Below are 16774 nucleotides of genomic sequence, written 5' to 3'. Positions count from 1 at the left end.
ATACTCTATCAGTCACAACAAGTATTCTTCTTGTAGCCCAGGATTTTTATAAAGTATTAAATAAAATCAATTGAAACATCTTTCAAAGAACTTTAGGCTACTGCACGCAAGTCGAGTCGTCCCCCTGTTTCATTAATGTAATAATTGTTTGCCTTAGTCAATGCTAGTACAGATGGAATGGATAATAGTAATGCGCAAGCCCCTTGATTACCTAATCGTAGAGCCAGACGCAGTAACTCATTCGCATCTCCTGGAATGGTTGCAGTAGGAGCCAAGGCTTTTATACCGGGGATGCTCAGCAAAAAACGAATATCATCGAGTAATACTTCATCATTACGACGGATTAAATTGCGTAACATATAAAAACCTTGCAGGCATTCCGACTTTGTGACTAAATCAAAGACACCATCCGGGTTACTTAGCTTAAAGGCATCATGCATTTCTTTTAACCTGTTCACATGCCTCGCAATAAACGGATTGACGTACTTCTCTCCATATTCAAATTCGTGTATTTCTGCGTAAGCGAGCATAACCGGACAGTCGAGCAAAAAATTAATGACATTATGATGGCCTCTTCCAACTGCTGCCCAGCGAAAAGCATAATAATTTTCTGCCTGAATCATTGCTGTAGCTTCAGTTGGTGCCAATTCACATAAACGATTTAGCACATGCAAGTGTCCATTTTCTGCAGCCAGACGAAATGCATGGTAATTTTCTGCCTGGATCATCGCCATGATTTCAGTTGGCGCCAATTCACATAAACGATTTAGCACATGGAGGTGTCCATTCTCTGCGGCCAGACGAAAAGCTTGGTAATTTTCTGCCTGGATCACTTTCACGATCTCATCAGATGTTAAAAGAAGACATAATGTATCTAAGGCACTTGAACAACCGGTTATTGCAGCAACAAAACAAATAACCTCGCTTTTTATTCCTTTCTTGTGAGCATCACTCCAGAGTTGTTTGGCATTCCTGTTATAATGGGCATAGTATAAACACAACAATTGCCTCACCTGTTCCATATTTTTTGTTCCTGGCAAAAAGATATGGATTGCTTCTTTATATGATAAAGTCATAAGAGATAATTCATTGGCACTGATAAAATGCTGAAATAAATTTTCCCATAGAATCCAGGGTATTAATCGTAACTGCGGATCGTTCTCATAGTTTTCTATATTATGAATAGTTAGATTACACATGGATCTAAATAGATAAAAAACAAACTAAACAATTATAAATTAATCACAATTGAGCTGGATGGTCGAATAAGGACAATCTACGGTTAAAAGAGGACAATATGAAATATCCTAAAAGTTGTTTGTTTTTCTATATTTTGGATAAATAGTCTACAATTTTAGTAGGATGACTATAAATAAGTATTTCAATTTCTTTCGTTTTTATAAGTGAGATGAGCAAAAACAGATGGATCTGATTTTGCTCTGGTAAAAACAATTCAGGAAGAACTTATTATTCTGAAAGACAGGGAGTTTATCATGTTATATTGGGCCTTAATTTTTCTTATTGTTGCAATTGTCGCAGGTTTATTTGGATTTAGAGGGGTAGCATCAGCCGCAACAGGGATAGCTAAAGTTCTGTTCTTCCTCTTTATCGTAATGTTTATTGTGCTTTTGGTCTTTAGTCTTTTGGGTGGCACACCAGAGCCTGTTGTCATTGTAAAACCATAGCTACATCCTATATAAGTCCTCTTAATGATGTATTTTGTTGTTTTAATTGATAATCAAGCTGCTTTTACGGAAAGAATTGAAACAGTCGTTGAAGTAGCTTGAGATAGACTCTATAATCTGGCTTGCTCTCACACTGACAGGATAAAAAATGAATGTGAATAGTGAAAACACTCAATCAGGCGAAGCTCTAACTACTGAAGATTATTCCAAGGCAATGAATTTTATAGGCCAAAATTTATTGTCATCATTAACTCAATCTGTAGAAAAGTTGCCTCCACAGCTTCGTAATCGCAGGTTAGTTTGTCAGGCTTTGTCTGCATTTTTGACTAATGTTATTTATAAACAGTTTCCAGAGCAACCTGAGTCATGCCAACAAATGCTTGATGATATTACTAAGCATGTCAGTATGCAACTGGATAAAATCCCTCAACCATCAAAGTAAAACGCTAGTAATCTGTATCAGCTAATTTGGCCCGAGTTGAAATCATATAAATCATGCGTTTCAGCTTGAATACCCCAATTATCAGGTATGTTCTTCTGCTTGGTTTGGCTTTGATTGTAGGGTCCCAGCAAATCAATTCCAGAAAGAGTTGCTGGGAGGCGAAGAAGACAGTCAGGCATTTTAATCCAGTAAACTTTGGTTAACTTTTTAGACCAACTGGAAAAATGATATTGATTGAATTCCCTGACTGCCATTGGACAGAACCGCCCCTGCCATTGGTTAAGGTATACGCCACAGCAAAGCGAGGTTCTGTCGGGTTATTGCTTATGTAACTGCAGGTGACTTGACCTGTTGTGCTGTTGTAGCTGGTCGTTTCATTGTAATAATTTCCAAGTTGAGCTGGAACATCATGGGCTAGCGAAATGGATTTAAAATAAATAGGATTATTTTGAGACAAAATATTTTCCATGCCATAACCACCAATGTAATCTCCAAAATTAGTGATGACATTTGGCCCTCCCTGGGTAATAGGGCAATAGATATCCACCATCATACCGATAGGACTTGCCTTGATAACAGGCGAAAAGGTAATAGCAGAAAGCAATAACAACGAGTATACAGGACTGGATTTTTTCATTGAAACTTCCTTTTTCAGTTATTTGATAAGTTGTTGGTTTGACCTGAGGCTCTGTTCGTCATTAGTTTAGATTAAAATCATACTATCCATATTGTAAGTCAAGACGCACAGAGAATAGGGTCAAGGATAATCATGTTGCACGACATTTTGATTGTCAATGCCCATGAGTCTATGCTTAAAAATAGTCCTTTAAGCTATAACCTAAGCAAACTATTAAGAATTTGGTTTCCCAGCCAGGTTGCCTTGCCCCTTGCCTGATTGATTAATACGACGACTCCCAGTTTTTTCGCAGGAGAAAAACCAATAAAGGTGCTAAATCCCTGATTTGCTCCATTTTTAGTGATCACAATGTGCCTCCCTCTTTTCACTCTTTGCCAACCTAATCCCATAACAAAATTTGGGTTGACTTCAAAAAATGGTTGTTGGGCATACTGCATCGCAGAAAGTAATTCTGGTGATGCGGTGCCAGGTTGAACTCCTAAATTTGCTTTTAAAAATACCAGCATGTCAGCTGCAGAAGAGCGCAAAGCACCTCCGCCTAGAAAATTGGCAGGTCTATAATAAGGTGCTGGCTTATTTTTAGGTCGATAACCTTGAGCTTCATAGTTAGCGAGGTTTTCTGGTACATTAAAAAAAGTATGCGACATTCCCAATGGCTTGGTAATATTCGATTTTAACAGATTAGGTAAAGTTTCGTTTGAGGCGTTTTCCAATACGTATCCCAAATACCCAAAACCAATATTGGAATATTTATATTGAGTTCCTATTTTTACTGGAGGACGCCATGTTTTAAGACGGGCAAAGAAAGCCTTTATATTGCCTTTATTAACACCAAATTGCTCCATTTGTTTGGGAAAGCTTGCTGTGTGGGTCGCCAGATGCACAATTTGAACCCTGTCAATTGGTAGTCCATTGGTTTTTGAAAGTTCAGGTGTATATTGAACGGCATAATCTGTTACATTCAATTTTCCTTTCTGAACTTCCAGGGCTACAAGAGTGCTAATGAATATTTTGGTAATCGATGCCAATTCAAAAATAGTATTTTTAGTGACGGGTTTCTTACTTTTCCGGTCAGCAAATCCAAAATTATAATAATAATCCTTTCCATTATAATAAATGGCAATGGCTAAGCCAGGAGTCCGATGTGTCTCAATAATTGGTTGAACCAGTTCATTAATTATATTATCCACCCTGGACGGTTGTGCCAAAAGAATTGGACTGCCAAAGTATAGAATGAATAAAAAAAAGCATAAATTAATGGATTTTGATTTCATGATTAATTTCTTTTGGGAAAATATAATAATTATTTTTTCTTTATTTTGCATCGTCAGGACATCTTGTAGCGATTCTATCCTGATTGTGTAAGGGCTCCAAAGCAAAAACCGTGTTTGCGTTCTACAGATTGTTAGTCTCAGCATTCTTGATTAATTATCGATCTTTTTTAGAAAAGAGCCAAATAATTGCTTTGAGTTGAATGTTTTAATCAATACTGTTTTTAAGTCCTGTAAGTATCTTTCGCTGTAGTGTTTTTAGTTAATTGATATTTTCAAAAAACCGAATACAGATACTTTTCCTATAACTTACAATGAGTTACTATTAGCCATCATGGCTATTCCTACTGTTTTTTGAACATTTATTTATAATTCTTGGCAGTTATCAATGGATTACCAATACATCAGACAAGGAAATCATGTGTTTGCTGTCATTACAATATTGACTATCGCCCGTAATAGAAAAGGAAGACGTTATTGTTCTTGATAATCAGCGACAATTTTTGCAAATACTTTCTGGATCACTAATTAAAGAGGTAGATAATGTGGATTTTTAAAGATATTACCGACCGCTATTATAAAAAAATTTTGGATAGCTACCAATTGCAGGCAGATGAAAAAACATATAAAGGCAAAGAAGCGGAATTATTAATTCAACGAAATGAGCTTGCCAGATGTTTGATTAAGACCATTTCATTAATGGAAGTTAAAACCCAAGAGGATTATGCTAATTATTTTAAACGAGTCTCTGATGAAATTAACTCGGCATTACAAGCAGCCAAAAATGCTGTCAAAGAATATAATGAAGAACATAATACTGATTTCACAACAGATTTGTATGAAAGTTTTTTTACATACAGTTTAAGCAATTTTATTGAAGTCGTATCTGACCTGTTTCAAAAAAGTCCTTCTATTATTACTAATATCATGGATGAGTCATTGTTTTGCAATAGTAGAAATGTACCCTGGGTGTATCAGCTGTCCTTTGTATTCTGTGACTATATCCTTGAGAAGGAATTCGAATTTATAACCACTAAAGCCAGCAGAGATATTTTTGATGCAAAAAAACAATTGGTTCTTAAATATATACAGAAGGCGGCTGATCTTTATCCTCGCTATGAAAAAGAGGATTTCTCTGATTGCCATGAGATGGTAAATATCCTGTTACTTAGCATGCGTTCTGAAGAAAATAATTTACAAAAGCGCAGAAATCAGGATAGTAGCACAAGTTATATGTACTCCTATTTTACACAAACACTTTATAATGCTTCCGGGAAATTAATGGGGAAGGGGCAATTAGGGCAAAAAATAGATTTATTGATAGAGGAATTTAATGAAAGAGCAATGAACAAGGGACCATCGTATACTTAATTGTTTATTTTCCAAAACAAGGCAGAAAGATCACTTGATTAATAGTAAAAACACCAATTCAAGTTGATTTGTTAACTCAGTGACGCTTTGGATTTAAACCTGTTAATTCGGTTTATTATTGGGCAGCGCCTTTTTATCTTCTAAAATAGTCATTAATCCTGAAATATCATCGCTTTTAATGAATTCGAGGATTCTTTTGGGATCATGCCCTTCAAAACTCCACTGTCCATAAAATCGGTCGTCAGAATGAAACGGTTTATTTCTAATTAACTCGATAGAATGATGAAGATGCTTCAGGTTTTTCAATAGTAATATGAAGTCATGTTTATCGTAATTTTTTAAAGCTGCTTTAAAAACAAATATCAAAAAATGTCCAATTTCAATTTCGTTCAGTTTATCAATTAATGTTTTTATACAGGTATCTGTTGAACTGATTTCAACGAATGACATGCGGATAGAATTTAATATACCACTAATGCCTGAAACAGGGCATAAATTTTGCCAGTTTTGAATTAGTATAGGATATAAACCTGTAAATAGCTTAATTTTTAATTCTGGGCTATCCTGATTTAATGTTTTGCCTAAAGGGGATGGAACCCCAAAAAATGTCATTGAAAATGTCAGCCCACTATTATTATTCTTTTTGCAAATGATGGTATCTTTTTCTAACTTGATTTCAGGTTGTTCTGTTCCTGAACCTTCGTTGGGGCATTTCAGTTGAGGTGGAAGCAAGTTGTCACACAACTCACATAAATAATGTTTATACCCTTTTTCTAAATATTGTGAGCAGGAAATGGCTTGCTTTATTTTTTTTAAAAGTGCAAAGTGGCTGTGTAGGACACAATAATCCAATAACTCTTCGGGTTTTTGAAATTTTTCATGCAAGCATTCATTATGTCTGATATTTCCATAATCATCCGTATAAAACTCATGGAGTTCCAGATAGGTCTTGGCAGCTGTTCGTCCTGATTCGACCAGGGCTTTTTTTGTATCTTGACTAATTGTGAGATTGGTCAAAGCAATAGTTGGCGTTTTAATTAAAATACTTTGATGGGCATGTCGCCTCAGTATTTGAAGATCCTCATGCCAGTTTTCAGTAACATTTGGATGTCCTGTAATCAATGAGTAGAATGTGTTGCTTAGCCATGACCATTTAGGTATTGGGTTCTGGCTATAAAGAGCGTTCTCTTCAAGCCCATTATCAAACTGCAGAGCAAGTACACTGAAGTCAACATCATCTTTGTGTTTCAAAAAGGTTGTTTTATGCCCTTTTTCTGAAAAACAATGGGCAGGTAAATTATTGCTGATTCCTCCATCGCTGTATACGTTTCCTTGATAGCAGATACGCTCAAAGGCAATAGGTAAATTTGCGGAAATAATAATGGCATCGGCAAGTGCCATAGATGGTGTTGTATCAATAGAAAACACTTCATGTTTTTGGGTACTCAAATTTGTTCCAGTAATAAATAGTTTTTCTCCTAATTCACATTCAGGACATATTTCTTTTATTCTGGCTAAGGTTTGAAATGTTATATTCTCGGGGCAGCTGTATATATTTTCTTCTAAAAAATTTTGAAATTTTGCAAATCGTGTTTTGAATTTTTCATCGGATATAATATCCATTACTTTTTTTAAAATAACGTAATTTGCTGCTTGACGCATTAATTTTGCCGAGCTAAGCCCCCCCTTGTTAAATATTTGTTTTATGTTATTGAAATTAAAAATGAGTGGGCTATCAAGGAGTTTATCTTCATTAAACCAGGAAATAATTTGTTTTATTTCGGAACAATTATAACCAAGATAAGCAAAGGCAGCGACCATTGCACCGGCTGAGCTTCCGGAAAATTCAGTGAACTTTAATCCATGCCTGGTTAACTCATCTAGGGCACCTATGTGTGCCAGTATTCTTGAACCTCCACCACTGAAAACAATACGAGAGGGTATGGGGGCTTGTTCAGTGACAGAGATACTAAAATCATAGGAGTCAAAAGTAATATTTAAGGTATCAGAGATGAACCATGGTTCTTTTGTCTGTAGTGGTGTAGACGATTTTGAATCTTTTAATTTATCCTGCTGAGAAACTTCTTGCTTTGTTTTCATACCGATAATCCCTTATATAAAACAAATTCTAAGTTATTTTTTACGATTCTTTTGCTACAGCCATCACAATCTATCGAGTATTTAAAACGATTTCGCCCTAAGGTTTTTGTATTGAGGGTACTCTCCTTTTTTAAATGATTGGTGTTTCAGTTATTGGGTATTTTAAATCAAATTGAGTAGGTTAAGATCTCATGGATCAATAATTAACATAAATGGTCTTTGAGCAGACGTCAACTTGTTTCACCAATTATTCGAAATGAAAATTTAAGTTACTAGACAACTTGCAGAGAGGAGTTATCCGAAGGGTGTTTTGTTTAAAAAAACACCCATTATTGCAATCAAAACATATTAGCTTCCGGCCTTATTCAATCTATTAAGGCTATGCTTGGCTGTTTCTGTAATGAATTTGCGATAGAGCAACCCTTATCAAAATTTATTCGCCTCATTTTCGATATTTGTTGTGTAGAGATTCTTCCTTTTCCTCATATTGGATTTGTGTGTCTCTAAACAGGCCTAAATGAACAAGAGAGCTGATACCTTCGGGCGTTATAGGCGCAGTTGATCTTTGAAGCTGGCGGTTATTTACTTGTTCTCCACTTTTTTTTGTTATATTTTGTGCTTGCAGAGTAAATTGGCTTTTAAACAAGTCGAGGCTTTTGATTTTAGAAACACGTTGTGGTGAAAGCTTGTCAATTAGCTTGTCACACGCGTCAACTCTTGCTTTATCTTCTTTGATATCAGCTATTTCTTTGAATCCTTCTCTCACTGTTCTTGGTACATCATGGATTATGAATCGATTATTTTTAAGAGCACACAGAATAACCTCTTCGTCTTCTTTGTATCCTCGGGAAAAATTTTTATACAAAAAGGGTTGTTTCTCAATGGCTGCTATAATAATTTCTTTATCATTCCTAAATAAGTGTGCAGGATCTTCTTTGAGTTTATCCAGATACATTAGAAAAAAAGGATCCTGTTTCACACGGTACAATGTTTGATACCATATTTTATAGTTTTTCATGAAGTTTTTATAAAAATCCTCTGTTGGTAGAGGAATATAAGGGAAAAATTCCTTGAAAAAAAATTTCCACAACTCATCGGTTTGCTGATGGATTAAGGATTTTTTCATTTCTGATGATGTAAATGTTAAGCTCCATAAATCATTCCAGGCACCAAGGTAGGAGCCAATTACAGACAGCTCATCTTGGCAAAGGTCATTTAATGATTTGGTAACAGGATTCCTTAAATGGTTACTGTTTGTCATTTTTTACCTCCTGATTGTGGTTTTGTTTTTCTATCATGTTTTTTTGATATGCAAATGTGACTTCAAGATGACTATAATGCTTTCTTTTTATTAAGAGAATATTAATAGTTAACAATAGATAGATTAATTTTTCTTACTGGATGATTTTGGAATTATTTTGTAAAAGAGAGCATCAGATATCCTGGCTTTTCCTTGCTCGCACAAGGTGTGTTTTTTCTCTTTGCCAGATTTTAATCAATAGCGCCAGGATAATTTGATGATTCGTTACAACAAAAGATAGTAATTGGTACACATGGTAGTCATTGCACTTTGGCACTGGAATGCTTTAAGCAATAAGCATGGGTGTAGCACTATTTAATTGTGAATGTTCGTAATTTTCTTTTTTGAAGAAAGAGAGCGATGATGCTTTCGAGGCGGGCTCTATTCTGTGATGACTGATTAATTCCCCTGCCAAATAAGGCTTTGGACTTTTACCATTAGCATAACATATCTCAGGATAGCGAATGTCATTATCGGGACTTTGCATTGCTCTAAATTCAGAAAGAGGATAGGCTTTCTCAGCCCAGGGATCACAAATTACAGCATCCTCTCCCCAGGTCGAAATATCATTGGGATCAGAACCACTAACGCGCCCAATCACTATCAGGCAGTGCTCTCCTATTGATGTTTGACAATAATCAAGCGGCGCAACTCCTCGAGATTGCAGATAACAAAATGCTGTTTGTGCTTGCTCACCGCAATTGCCGAATCCGTATTTTAAGAGTGCCGCATGGGTTAATTTGGAGATGATGTCAAATCCTGCTTTGCCATTATGTGAACGAGCATAGACGACTGCTAGTGCATGAACTTCCTTCCTTAAGAGAATAATTCTTCCTGGCTCCCAATTTGGCTTCTTTGAATCTTCCTCGGTATTGGAACCATAAACTAGTTTGGATTTTACATATTTTATTGCGCTTAAGGCTTCATTCAGATTTTTGGTGAGCATTAAAAAAATCTCAGAGAGTAAAACAGAGTTATTGTATCAAATAAAATACAATTTGTTAATATTTTATCTGTTTGGGTTTGTTTTTAGATTGTGAGATTTTATTTTTTGGAAACTCAAGTGATTGTAAAGGCCATGTAATGGAGAGTGTTTTACTAAAGAAATGTTTGTGAAAAATTTAGATCAAATTGTTTTTTTTAAATAAATTGTGTTTGAATATTATTCATGTATAATGTCGTCAGTTTTAACAATGAAGGTGTTGAGCACATGAAACCAACCAGTGAAAAAAGTAAAGAAATTCGTAAAAAATATAAAGCACCAGGGGCTTCTGATGAGCAACTGGCTAATTCTATCAAGGTAGCTTCTGAGTTCGAGTATAAAAACAGCAGCACTTTCGGTTGGGGTGGTGTATATATGGTTGATCGCTTTCAATCAATGATCACAGGTCGTGCAATCACTAACAACACACAAAAGTTATTGGACGCTCAAGCACTTGAAGAAGAAGCTTCTAAAGCAAACTTAAAACAATAACGCTTTTATCTTGGGGCAAGTCTTTCATTTTTCTTGTGTCTTATAGTCAAAAGCAAGACTTGAATCCCGGCGTTCTCTTTTATCTTCTTACCTGCAGTTATATCCTAAGGGATTATCTTTGATCTATTTATTACAATTCTATAAATTTTTTTACCACATAGGCTGGTTTACTCAGTTTAATTCAATGTCTTAATTCATTGTCCCAGGGAAGTAACATTTTTTAATTGGCTATACGCAAAGGCTTTCTCGGAAAACCAATGAGCATAATCCTGAATTTCAGGCGTCAGAAACGCTTTAAAATCCCACCCAATTTTTTCATCAGGGTTGAATGGTCCTAATTCGATGTTTTTGATTTGGGCAAGGCCTCTAATCATCCATTCAACAATCGCAGAATTACCACGTCCAACAGGTTGCATACGAGCCAGTATATAAACAATTCTTCCGGCATTTTCTAAAAAATGATCGATTCCATCAGAAGGTTCCCAGGCCTGGCATGCTTGAAAGTAAGGCTCAATCAATTCAAATTGCACTTTGAAATAGCTGGATTCGCTCGTATAGTTTTCAGCAAAAGGAGTAGGGCAGTGATCAATGACAATTGAGGTTCTGTTGTCATTTTTCCCATAATCATTGAAGGTTATCGTCAGTACCGTGTCATTTTCAATAAATGGTTTGTTTGAATCCAAATTTTTTTTGTGTACTTGTTCTATTTCATCAGGCTTCATCTTGAATGTTATGGTGTAAATAGAAGAACCTTCTGCTTCTCTATGGTTTTTCTTAACTTCAATAAAAGGATTAGGTTGACTAATTAACAAGGAGAGGTGCTCATAAATTTTATCCTTTTGAGAAGGGATATCTTTACTGAGATTGAAATCATCGATTGAAGCAAACCCTGGCTTATTAAATAAACCAAATTGATGTCTTAGAGGCCCATGTTTTAAAAGCTTGGCTACCTCGCGTCTTTTACTGGATAAAAAGGCATAGGCACAACCGACTTGGGTTAATAATGCCTCTTCCGGGCAGCGAATGTCTTCACGTACTTTGGGTTTTTTCTTGGGAAACTCAGGTAATAAAGCACAGAATTCGTTGATGATTTCTTCACTGTATTTTAACCAAAGGCTTTGTTTTGAGCTGTCAAAATCTTTTAAGCGGTCAATAGATGAAGCCATATGATTTGCAGTATCGGCATTAATACCAGGTGGTTTTGAAAATAACAAATGGGTATTGGTGCTGATGGTATTGTGTTCATTCTCCTTACCTTTGGTAAGGTTATTGTGCTCGTCTTTCTTTTTCATAATACCCGAAAAACTATAATGAATTACTTAAGTATAGTCAGTCATATTAATTTTGCTTATTAATCAATTTACATTGTTGTAACTCCATTAATCAATCTACATGTTTTTTAATTGAGGAAACGAAATTAGCCAGTCAGATCAATCGTAAAATGATGGCGGATATAGCCCGTCATGAAGGTCTTTCTGGAAAAAGGTTGGTTTTTTTTAAAGAGTCATCTCCAAAGGTAACTACTGAAGTTCGGCATTGTTCAGATGCTGAGCGGGATATTCATGATCAACAATTCGGATTAGTGCCTTGTTTAACCAAATAGCATCATTTTATTCTCATCTCATAAAGGTTCGGACTTCACTTCCTGGTCTGAGCCAAAAGTTGCTGTGAATGTCTGGGAATGGTTTATTTAAAGAAATCAGGAATAATTTGTTTGCCTAATATGGATCCAAAACGATAGCCACTTTGATGATAATCATGCCCAAGCCATACCAGTTGATCAATCTCATTAGCAGGTTTAGGGGCATTGCCGAGAGTGACAATGTAAGTACGCATTACCAGCCATTTTTCCTCATAGATTGCCTTGTCTTCAAATTGCTTATAAAACTGAAATGATATGATATCGGAGTCAAGTTCTTCTTTGATTTCTCGACGCAGGGTCTCTTCATCGCTTTCATTTTCCTCCATAACGCCACCTGGAACAATGAGTTCCATGGGTGGTTTTCCTTTTTTATGTACAGCAAGTAACTGATTTTTTTCATTAAAAATAAGCGCGCCTATTTTAAATATAGTCTTTAATGTGTTCATTGAGAGATCACTCCAGAAACATGAGTTAGTACGTCAAAAGCAGGGTTACTTATCACGTCTTGAGATATAAAAGTTTGTTTACATAGTAAGCAAACCCTGTGATTATGCGCAGAAACAGCCCAAATCCCCCGATCAAACTGTTCCGCACCACAATGAGGACAATACACGGTTGTCAGGAGTAATGCCAAATTTGGCAATGCCAATTGGATTTGCAGAACTCTAATCATTTCAATATCCAGTTTGTGACCATCTAAAGAAACACTTCCATAAGTATTATCTATAATCCTTTTGCCATTTTCATTGTAAGCATGAATATGGATAGCGCTTTCTTCCAGTCTTTTAGCAGTCCAAATAATGGATGGATTAGAGCCCCAAATTTGAATGCCACCACTGTATTTATCAGGATCAATTGCAATGGTACGATTGGGGATAACTGCAGGCCTTTTAACTTGCTCATCTCCTATCAATTCTTTAAGTAACATAATTGGATTGCTGATGCAGTCTGAAGTTGTAGTCGTGATTTCACCACAATGATTACATTGATGCTGGCGTGATGGCCTGACTGCAGCGTAGCCAACGGAAGTAATCAACTGAGAGCAGTGCTGACATGTTAATGATGTAATTTTGATATCAAAAATGGCGGACATGCTGAAATGAACAGCAGCTTCCTCTGTAATTGTAAAAATACGATATCCGGAAATAACTGTGACATGGTCATAGGTTGCGTCTATCACTTTTTTAGATGAATCGGCAAGACGCGCGTGAACATGGACGCCTCGATCAAATCCCTGGTTTGAAGTATCAAAAAGAGCGGGTAATGCACCCCAAATTGCAACTCCTCCCGGGTAATCATCAAGGTTGAGAGTTAGATTTTTAGTATAAGAGGGTGTTTGAATTAATGTCGTTGCCATAGGATACCTCGTATTAAAAACGAAAGTATCCCTCGACCAAAATTATGTCTTTATACCCAGCACCGGAGGAATCGAGACTTGCTGAAGACCATAATTTTTTAGGCAAAGTCATTGTATCGCTCCTGCTAACTATTGACAAGTATCGGTGTCCGAATCATTTCCTGGTATTTGAAAGGGGTGAATAATAAACATCATATAATCAGCCAACATGAAATAAAAAAACGCCTGGATGTGTTCAATATTTTCTAAATGTATTACTATAGTCCAATTTTTTGGCCTATAGTTTGGGATGATTTATGTTTGGTGAATTATTTGCAAGTTCAATCGTGTTGGGTGTTCGTTATTATTCCAATCAGGCTTATCAGGCGGTGGCAGGTCTTTTGGGGCAAATAGAACGATTTGGTATTGGCTATACCAGAGAATTTATTCGTGATCCTAAATCAATGATCCAGTCATTAACTTCTAAAGCACGAAGCAGTGAAGCAGGATATAGTGTTGTCAGTTTGGGATATTTGGGGGGAAACTACGCCGTCATTACACCAAAGTCTCAATCTCAACTGACTGAATTATTGAATCAATTTGACCAGGAGAAATCTGGTCGAAGAGGGCATGCTTCGTTTAAATTTTTTTCTGGTAATGATTTTTTTATTATTTCAGATATTCCCTTTTCAGTAGGACTGCGCAACTGCCCTGCATTTGCAGTGACCGAATCCTTATTTAAAGTAACGATTGCCAAGTTTGTTTCAGACTACCAACTTCAATTGGTTAAAAAAGATGAGGATGATTCAACATTACACATTACTTCCAGAGATAAATCTTTTGGACTAATGCAATAGCACTGGAAAGAACAATAGATTGATACCAGGTAATGAGGTCTATTTGACAGCGTTACTTGGTTCGGTAAGTGGCATTGTAACCCCTCTCAAAACACACTCTGTCATTGATAATGAATTATCCATATTGGATGCTTTTAAATTTCTTATACTAATATAAGAAGAGAACAATTGCCGAGAGGATCGAATGGCGATTCCCTTTAAACGTATTAATTTAAATCTCATACTACATCTGGATGCTTTACTAAGCGAGAGAAGCGTCAGTGCTGCTGCAGAGAAAGTGTTTGTCAGCCAACCAGCCATGAGTTCCTCTTTAAAACAACTGAGAGAGTTATTTAAAGACCCGCTATTAATTCCTGGTAAAGGGGAATATTTTCTCTCTCCAAAAGCTAAAGAGTTGCAGCCACAATTAGAGCAAGTGATGTTTTTCATAAGAAATATTCTGCAACCGAATGAGCGATTTGATCCCTTTCAGACCAAAAGATCATTTAAAATCGCTTTACCTGATTACGTTGAATTAATTTTGTTGCCATCCCTGATGGCGGCGCTTGAAAAACTGCCTCATATTGTTATTGAGACAACGATTCAATCAATGGCTGATGATCCACATCTGTTTATCGATGAGAATGTAGATCTGGCGATTGGAGCTATTAATGAAAATTCTCTATCCGCGCAACTCAAAGTTGAAAAACTGTATGAGGAGGAAATTATTTGTTTTGCAAGCAAAAACAATCCACTCATAAACAGGCCATTGTCTTTGGAAGATTACATAAGCAATAAACATATCGCATTTAGTTTTAATCAGGAGCGTTATAGCCACTCCGCTGAATATTTATATAAAAGAAAGCTGGTACGTAATGACATGCTTTTTGTAAAAAATATCTTGCCCGCAATTTTCGCAGTAGCCAATTCCGATGCGGTGATTTCCACAGCCCCAAGTTTTTTGATAAATATGTTTGCCAGACAGTTTAATCTGGGAATGCAACCTTTACCTTTCAATCTGGAACCAACTCCTATTTATCTGGTGACCCATAGCAAAAGTCAGTATGATGAGGGAGTCTCCTGGTTAGCCAAGCTGGTCAGTTCAAGCATTAAAAGTCCATCCTGAAGTATAAGTCTCGATTGAGGAAGTATCTGATTTTTCTGTCTCCTTCTTTATCTCAACCGGCTCATCCTGAATGGAAGTATCAGGAGAGCTATCAGAGCTACCTGAGGATGATTTAATACCCAGTCGAGTAGTTTTTCCGCCTAATTCAGCGAAGTTTCTGGCAAAACCCCATTTTGAAAAAAAATAATTGGCAGCCTGTTCCATTTGCATGGTCTTCGGAATAATTTGTTCAGCGAGAATATGCCCATTATGCGAATTAGCGAAAAATACCACAGCATTTTTCTTATCCTTATCCTGTAAATCGATCACTACCCACGCTCTGTAATCATTCATATCGCCTGAATGATAGGCAGTGATAACTCTTCCTTCATCATTGGTTTGTAATCCCCAGCCTAAACCCCATGCAACATGTTGCAGAATAGTATCGGGTATATTGCCTTTGGCTATTCCGGTTGCTCCTGCCAACCCCTTATCTTTTGTCATGTAAGTGTGGGGAACAAAGGGGTTTTCAATCGTGCTGTCATGAATTAAATGCTTGACGAAATTGGCATAATCTCCTGCTGTAGTCCATAGAGAATTGGCTGCGCAGGGTTTGGGCCCATAAGTGCTATGAACCATACCGCAGGGTTGAAACACATGTTTTTGGGCCAGTGTTTCAAGATCTGCACCAGTCAGTTTTTCAATCACTTGTTGTAAATAAATAATTCCAACGTTCGAATACCCATGTTCTTTTTCTTGAGAGTTGGGCAGAAATTGAAATTTCATTTCCCCATGAGCTAGTCCAGTCGTATGCGATAACACCATCCTGGCGGTTAGTGCTTTAGAATGAGCAGCGGCAGATTCATCAGACAGGTCAAATTTCATGCCGTCAATATTGAATTCTTCCAGGGGGATAATATGGAAAAGGGGAGTATCCAAATCAAAGCTCTTTAAAGTGTCAGGCAGAATAAATTGATCATATCCTGTTTGAGATGTATTACTTACATTGGCTTGTACCAATTTTTGTACCAGATAAGCAAAGAGTGGTTTGCTTAGAGATGCTGCGCCAAAAACGGTGTCTGGCTTCACTTCGGTTGGTGGCATGCGACCTGTTAGAGCTGCAATGAATTCATGTTCATTGCCATCAGCCAATTGATAGGTTTCGGTGCATTTTGCATGCAACATTTCATAGGCTATTTTATTTGCCTCTGTTAACGCAATTTTCTGAACCATTTTTGCTGCCTGGTCAACATAATAAAGTTCCTTGTTAAATGCAATGACCGTGTTTTTGGTTCCGATACCTAATTCATTTTTAGATCCAAGAACCAACTCCTGAAATGGGCACTGGGTGGGATCTTTTGACATTTTGACAAGGCCACATCCATCTGTAAAACCTATCTCCTGGGTGGAAATGATTCCTTGATTATTGATATAAGCAATGGATACACCCGGGATCTGGCCTTTTTTCATGGTATCTTTTAAAAGAAGTTCTTCTATTTTCATGTAAGACATAAGTTCACTCAAAAAAATAATTTGGTCATAAATTATACTTTGGGTGTTAACGTGTTCGATTTA

The 16774-nt window shown here is 36.6% G+C and carries 17 protein-coding genes; 6 read left to right on the top strand and 11 right to left on the bottom strand.

The window, feature by feature from the left end; translation table 11 throughout:
• Positions 1 to 92: 92 nt before the first annotated feature.
• Positions 93 to 1199 carry a Dot/Icm T4SS effector LegA1 gene (gene legA1 / locus LPG_RS12170; RefSeq protein ID WP_010948120.1) on the bottom strand — a complete coding sequence of 369 codons (1107 nt, stop codon included), beginning with the start codon at positions 1197 to 1199 and terminating at the stop codon, positions 93 to 95.
• A gap of 294 nt (positions 1200 to 1493) precedes the next feature.
• Between legA1 and LPG_RS12165 the strand changes: the two genes are divergently transcribed.
• Together LPG_RS12165 and LPG_RS12160 are read left to right on the top strand one after the other, a co-directional pair.
• Positions 1494 to 1685: a DUF1328 domain-containing protein gene (locus tag LPG_RS12165; RefSeq protein WP_010948119.1), complete on the top strand. Its 192-nt coding sequence runs from the start codon at positions 1494 to 1496 to the stop codon at positions 1683 to 1685.
• A 148-nt stretch (positions 1686 to 1833) separates the two neighbouring features.
• The gene (locus LPG_RS12160) at positions 1834 to 2127 is read left to right on the top strand and encodes a hypothetical protein (protein ID WP_010948118.1); all 294 of its coding nucleotides are present in this window, start codon (positions 1834 to 1836) and stop codon (positions 2125 to 2127) included.
• Between the two features lie 17 nt (positions 2128 to 2144).
• On the opposite strand, the gene LPG_RS12155 is transcribed toward LPG_RS12160, so the two are convergent.
• The 3 genes from LPG_RS12155 to LPG_RS12145 all read right to left on the bottom strand — a co-directional run bounded on the left by LPG_RS12155 (position 2145) and on the right by LPG_RS12145 (position 4038).
• A complete protein-coding gene (locus LPG_RS12155; protein WP_015444088.1) occupies positions 2145 to 2306 on the bottom strand; it encodes a hypothetical protein in 162 nt (53 codons plus the stop codon).
• A gap of 20 nt (positions 2307 to 2326) precedes the next feature.
• A complete protein-coding gene (locus tag LPG_RS12150; RefSeq protein WP_010948117.1) occupies positions 2327 to 2764 on the bottom strand; it encodes a hypothetical protein in 438 nt (145 codons plus the stop codon).
• A 194-nt stretch (positions 2765 to 2958) separates the two neighbouring features.
• Positions 2959 to 4038 carry a serine hydrolase gene (locus tag LPG_RS12145; RefSeq protein ID WP_010948116.1) on the bottom strand — a complete coding sequence of 360 codons (1080 nt, stop codon included), beginning with the start codon at positions 4036 to 4038 and terminating at the stop codon, positions 2959 to 2961.
• A 540-nt stretch (positions 4039 to 4578) separates the two neighbouring features.
• Between LPG_RS12145 and lem24 the strand changes: the two genes are divergently transcribed.
• Positions 4579 to 5406 carry a Dot/Icm T4SS effector Lem24 gene (gene lem24, locus LPG_RS12140; RefSeq protein ID WP_010948115.1) on the top strand — a complete coding sequence of 276 codons (828 nt, stop codon included), beginning with the start codon at positions 4579 to 4581 and terminating at the stop codon, positions 5404 to 5406.
• A 102-nt stretch (positions 5407 to 5508) separates the two neighbouring features.
• Here the strand turns inward: lem24 and vpdA are convergent, their stop codons facing one another.
• The 3 genes from vpdA to LPG_RS12125 all read right to left on the bottom strand — a co-directional run bounded on the left by vpdA (position 5509) and on the right by LPG_RS12125 (position 9752).
• Complete coding sequence (vpdA, locus tag LPG_RS12135; RefSeq protein WP_010948114.1) at positions 5509 to 7506, bottom strand: Dot/Icm type IV secretion system effector VdpA; 1998 nt, start codon at positions 7504 to 7506, stop codon at positions 5509 to 5511.
• 442 nt (positions 7507 to 7948) lie between these two features.
• Positions 7949 to 8767: a Dot/Icm type IV secretion system effector Ceg29 gene (gene ceg29, locus LPG_RS12130; protein ID WP_010948113.1), complete on the bottom strand. Its 819-nt coding sequence runs from the start codon at positions 8765 to 8767 to the stop codon at positions 7949 to 7951.
• 325 nt (positions 8768 to 9092) lie between these two features.
• The gene (locus LPG_RS12125; RefSeq protein ID WP_010948112.1) at positions 9093 to 9752 is read right to left on the bottom strand and encodes a hypothetical protein; all 660 of its coding nucleotides are present in this window, start codon (positions 9750 to 9752) and stop codon (positions 9093 to 9095) included.
• A gap of 222 nt (positions 9753 to 9974) precedes the next feature.
• Between LPG_RS12125 and LPG_RS12120 the strand changes: the two genes are divergently transcribed.
• Positions 9975 to 10280 (top strand): lpg2407 family Dot/Icm T4SS effector, encoded by a 306-nt coding sequence (locus LPG_RS12120; RefSeq protein WP_010948111.1) that lies wholly within the window; start codon positions 9975 to 9977, stop codon positions 10278 to 10280.
• A gap of 194 nt (positions 10281 to 10474) precedes the next feature.
• Here LPG_RS12120 and lem23 read toward each other — a convergent pair whose 3' ends face one another.
• The 3 genes from lem23 to LPG_RS12105 form a co-directional block, all read right to left on the bottom strand.
• Positions 10475 to 11572 (bottom strand): Dot/Icm T4SS effector Lem23, encoded by a 1098-nt coding sequence (lem23, locus tag LPG_RS12115; protein WP_010948110.1) that lies wholly within the window; start codon positions 11570 to 11572, stop codon positions 10475 to 10477.
• Between the two features lie 394 nt (positions 11573 to 11966).
• Positions 11967 to 12368: an NUDIX domain-containing protein gene (locus LPG_RS12110; protein WP_010948109.1), complete on the bottom strand. Its 402-nt coding sequence runs from the start codon at positions 12366 to 12368 to the stop codon at positions 11967 to 11969.
• Positions 12365 to 13279 (bottom strand): hypothetical protein, encoded by a 915-nt coding sequence (locus LPG_RS12105; protein WP_010948108.1) that lies wholly within the window; start codon positions 13277 to 13279, stop codon positions 12365 to 12367. The genes LPG_RS12110 and LPG_RS12105 overlap by 4 nt, the downstream gene beginning before the upstream one ends.
• A 296-nt stretch (positions 13280 to 13575) precedes the next feature.
• On the opposite strand from LPG_RS12105, the gene LPG_RS12100 reads away from it, so the two are divergent.
• Both LPG_RS12100 and lelA read left to right on the top strand, forming a co-directional pair.
• A complete protein-coding gene (locus LPG_RS12100) occupies positions 13576 to 14115 on the top strand; it encodes a hypothetical protein (RefSeq protein WP_010948107.1) in 540 nt (179 codons plus the stop codon).
• A 184-nt stretch (positions 14116 to 14299) separates the two neighbouring features.
• Positions 14300 to 15220, top strand: a complete 921-nt coding sequence (gene lelA, locus LPG_RS12095; protein ID WP_010948106.1) for a LysR family transcriptional regulator LelA — start codon at positions 14300 to 14302, stop codon at positions 15218 to 15220.
• Here lelA and LPG_RS12090 read toward each other — a convergent pair.
• Positions 15197 to 16711, bottom strand: a complete 1515-nt coding sequence (locus LPG_RS12090; protein WP_016357011.1) for a serine hydrolase domain-containing protein — start codon at positions 16709 to 16711, stop codon at positions 15197 to 15199. The two genes, lelA and LPG_RS12090, sit on opposite strands and share 24 nt — an antisense overlap.
• Between the last annotated feature and the right edge of the window lie 63 nt (positions 16712 to 16774).

Origin of the sequence: Legionella pneumophila subsp. pneumophila str. Philadelphia 1, from assembly GCF_000008485.1 — a bacterium.
In the GTDB taxonomy this organism is placed as follows: Bacteria; Pseudomonadota; Gammaproteobacteria; order Legionellales; family Legionellaceae; genus Legionella; species Legionella pneumophila.
The sequence above is the reverse complement of the archived record's forward strand: the minus strand, read 5'-3'. Positions and strand labels throughout refer to the sequence as shown.

Excerpts from the sequence above, each read along its gene's own strand:
- legA1 (WP_010948120.1), bottom strand. The coding sequence starts at position 1,199 with ATGTGTAATCTAACTATTCATAATATAGAAAACTATGAGAACGATCCG.
- LPG_RS12165 (WP_010948119.1), top strand. The coding sequence starts at position 1,494 with ATGTTATATTGGGCCTTAATTTTTCTTATTGTTGCAATTGTCGCAGGT.
- LPG_RS12160 (WP_010948118.1), top strand. The coding sequence starts at position 1,834 with ATGAATGTGAATAGTGAAAACACTCAATCAGGCGAAGCTCTAACTACT.
- LPG_RS12155 (WP_015444088.1), bottom strand. The coding sequence starts at position 2,306 with ATGCCTGACTGTCTTCTTCGCCTCCCAGCAACTCTTTCTGGAATTGAT.
- LPG_RS12150 (WP_010948117.1), bottom strand. The coding sequence starts at position 2,764 with ATGAAAAAATCCAGTCCTGTATACTCGTTGTTATTGCTTTCTGCTATT.
- LPG_RS12145 (WP_010948116.1), bottom strand. The coding sequence starts at position 4,038 with ATGAAATCAAAATCCATTAATTTATGCTTTTTTTTATTCATTCTATAC.
- lem24 (WP_010948115.1), top strand. The coding sequence starts at position 4,579 with ATGTGGATTTTTAAAGATATTACCGACCGCTATTATAAAAAAATTTTG.
- vpdA (WP_010948114.1), bottom strand. The coding sequence starts at position 7,506 with ATGAAAACAAAGCAAGAAGTTTCTCAGCAGGATAAATTAAAAGATTCA.
- ceg29 (WP_010948113.1), bottom strand. The coding sequence starts at position 8,767 with ATGACAAACAGTAACCATTTAAGGAATCCTGTTACCAAATCATTAAAT.
- LPG_RS12125 (WP_010948112.1), bottom strand. The coding sequence starts at position 9,752 with ATGCTCACCAAAAATCTGAATGAAGCCTTAAGCGCAATAAAATATGTA.
- LPG_RS12120 (WP_010948111.1), top strand. The coding sequence starts at position 9,975 with ATGTATAATGTCGTCAGTTTTAACAATGAAGGTGTTGAGCACATGAAA.
- lem23 (WP_010948110.1), bottom strand. The coding sequence starts at position 11,572 with ATGAAAAAGAAAGACGAGCACAATAACCTTACCAAAGGTAAGGAGAAT.
- LPG_RS12110 (WP_010948109.1), bottom strand. The coding sequence starts at position 12,368 with ATGAACACATTAAAGACTATATTTAAAATAGGCGCGCTTATTTTTAAT.
- LPG_RS12105 (WP_010948108.1), bottom strand. The coding sequence starts at position 13,279 with ATGGCAACGACATTAATTCAAACACCCTCTTATACTAAAAATCTAACT.
- LPG_RS12100 (WP_010948107.1), top strand. The coding sequence starts at position 13,576 with ATGTTTGGTGAATTATTTGCAAGTTCAATCGTGTTGGGTGTTCGTTAT.
- lelA (WP_010948106.1), top strand. The coding sequence starts at position 14,300 with ATGGCGATTCCCTTTAAACGTATTAATTTAAATCTCATACTACATCTG.
- LPG_RS12090 (WP_016357011.1), bottom strand. The coding sequence starts at position 16,711 with ATGTCTTACATGAAAATAGAAGAACTTCTTTTAAAAGATACCATGAAA.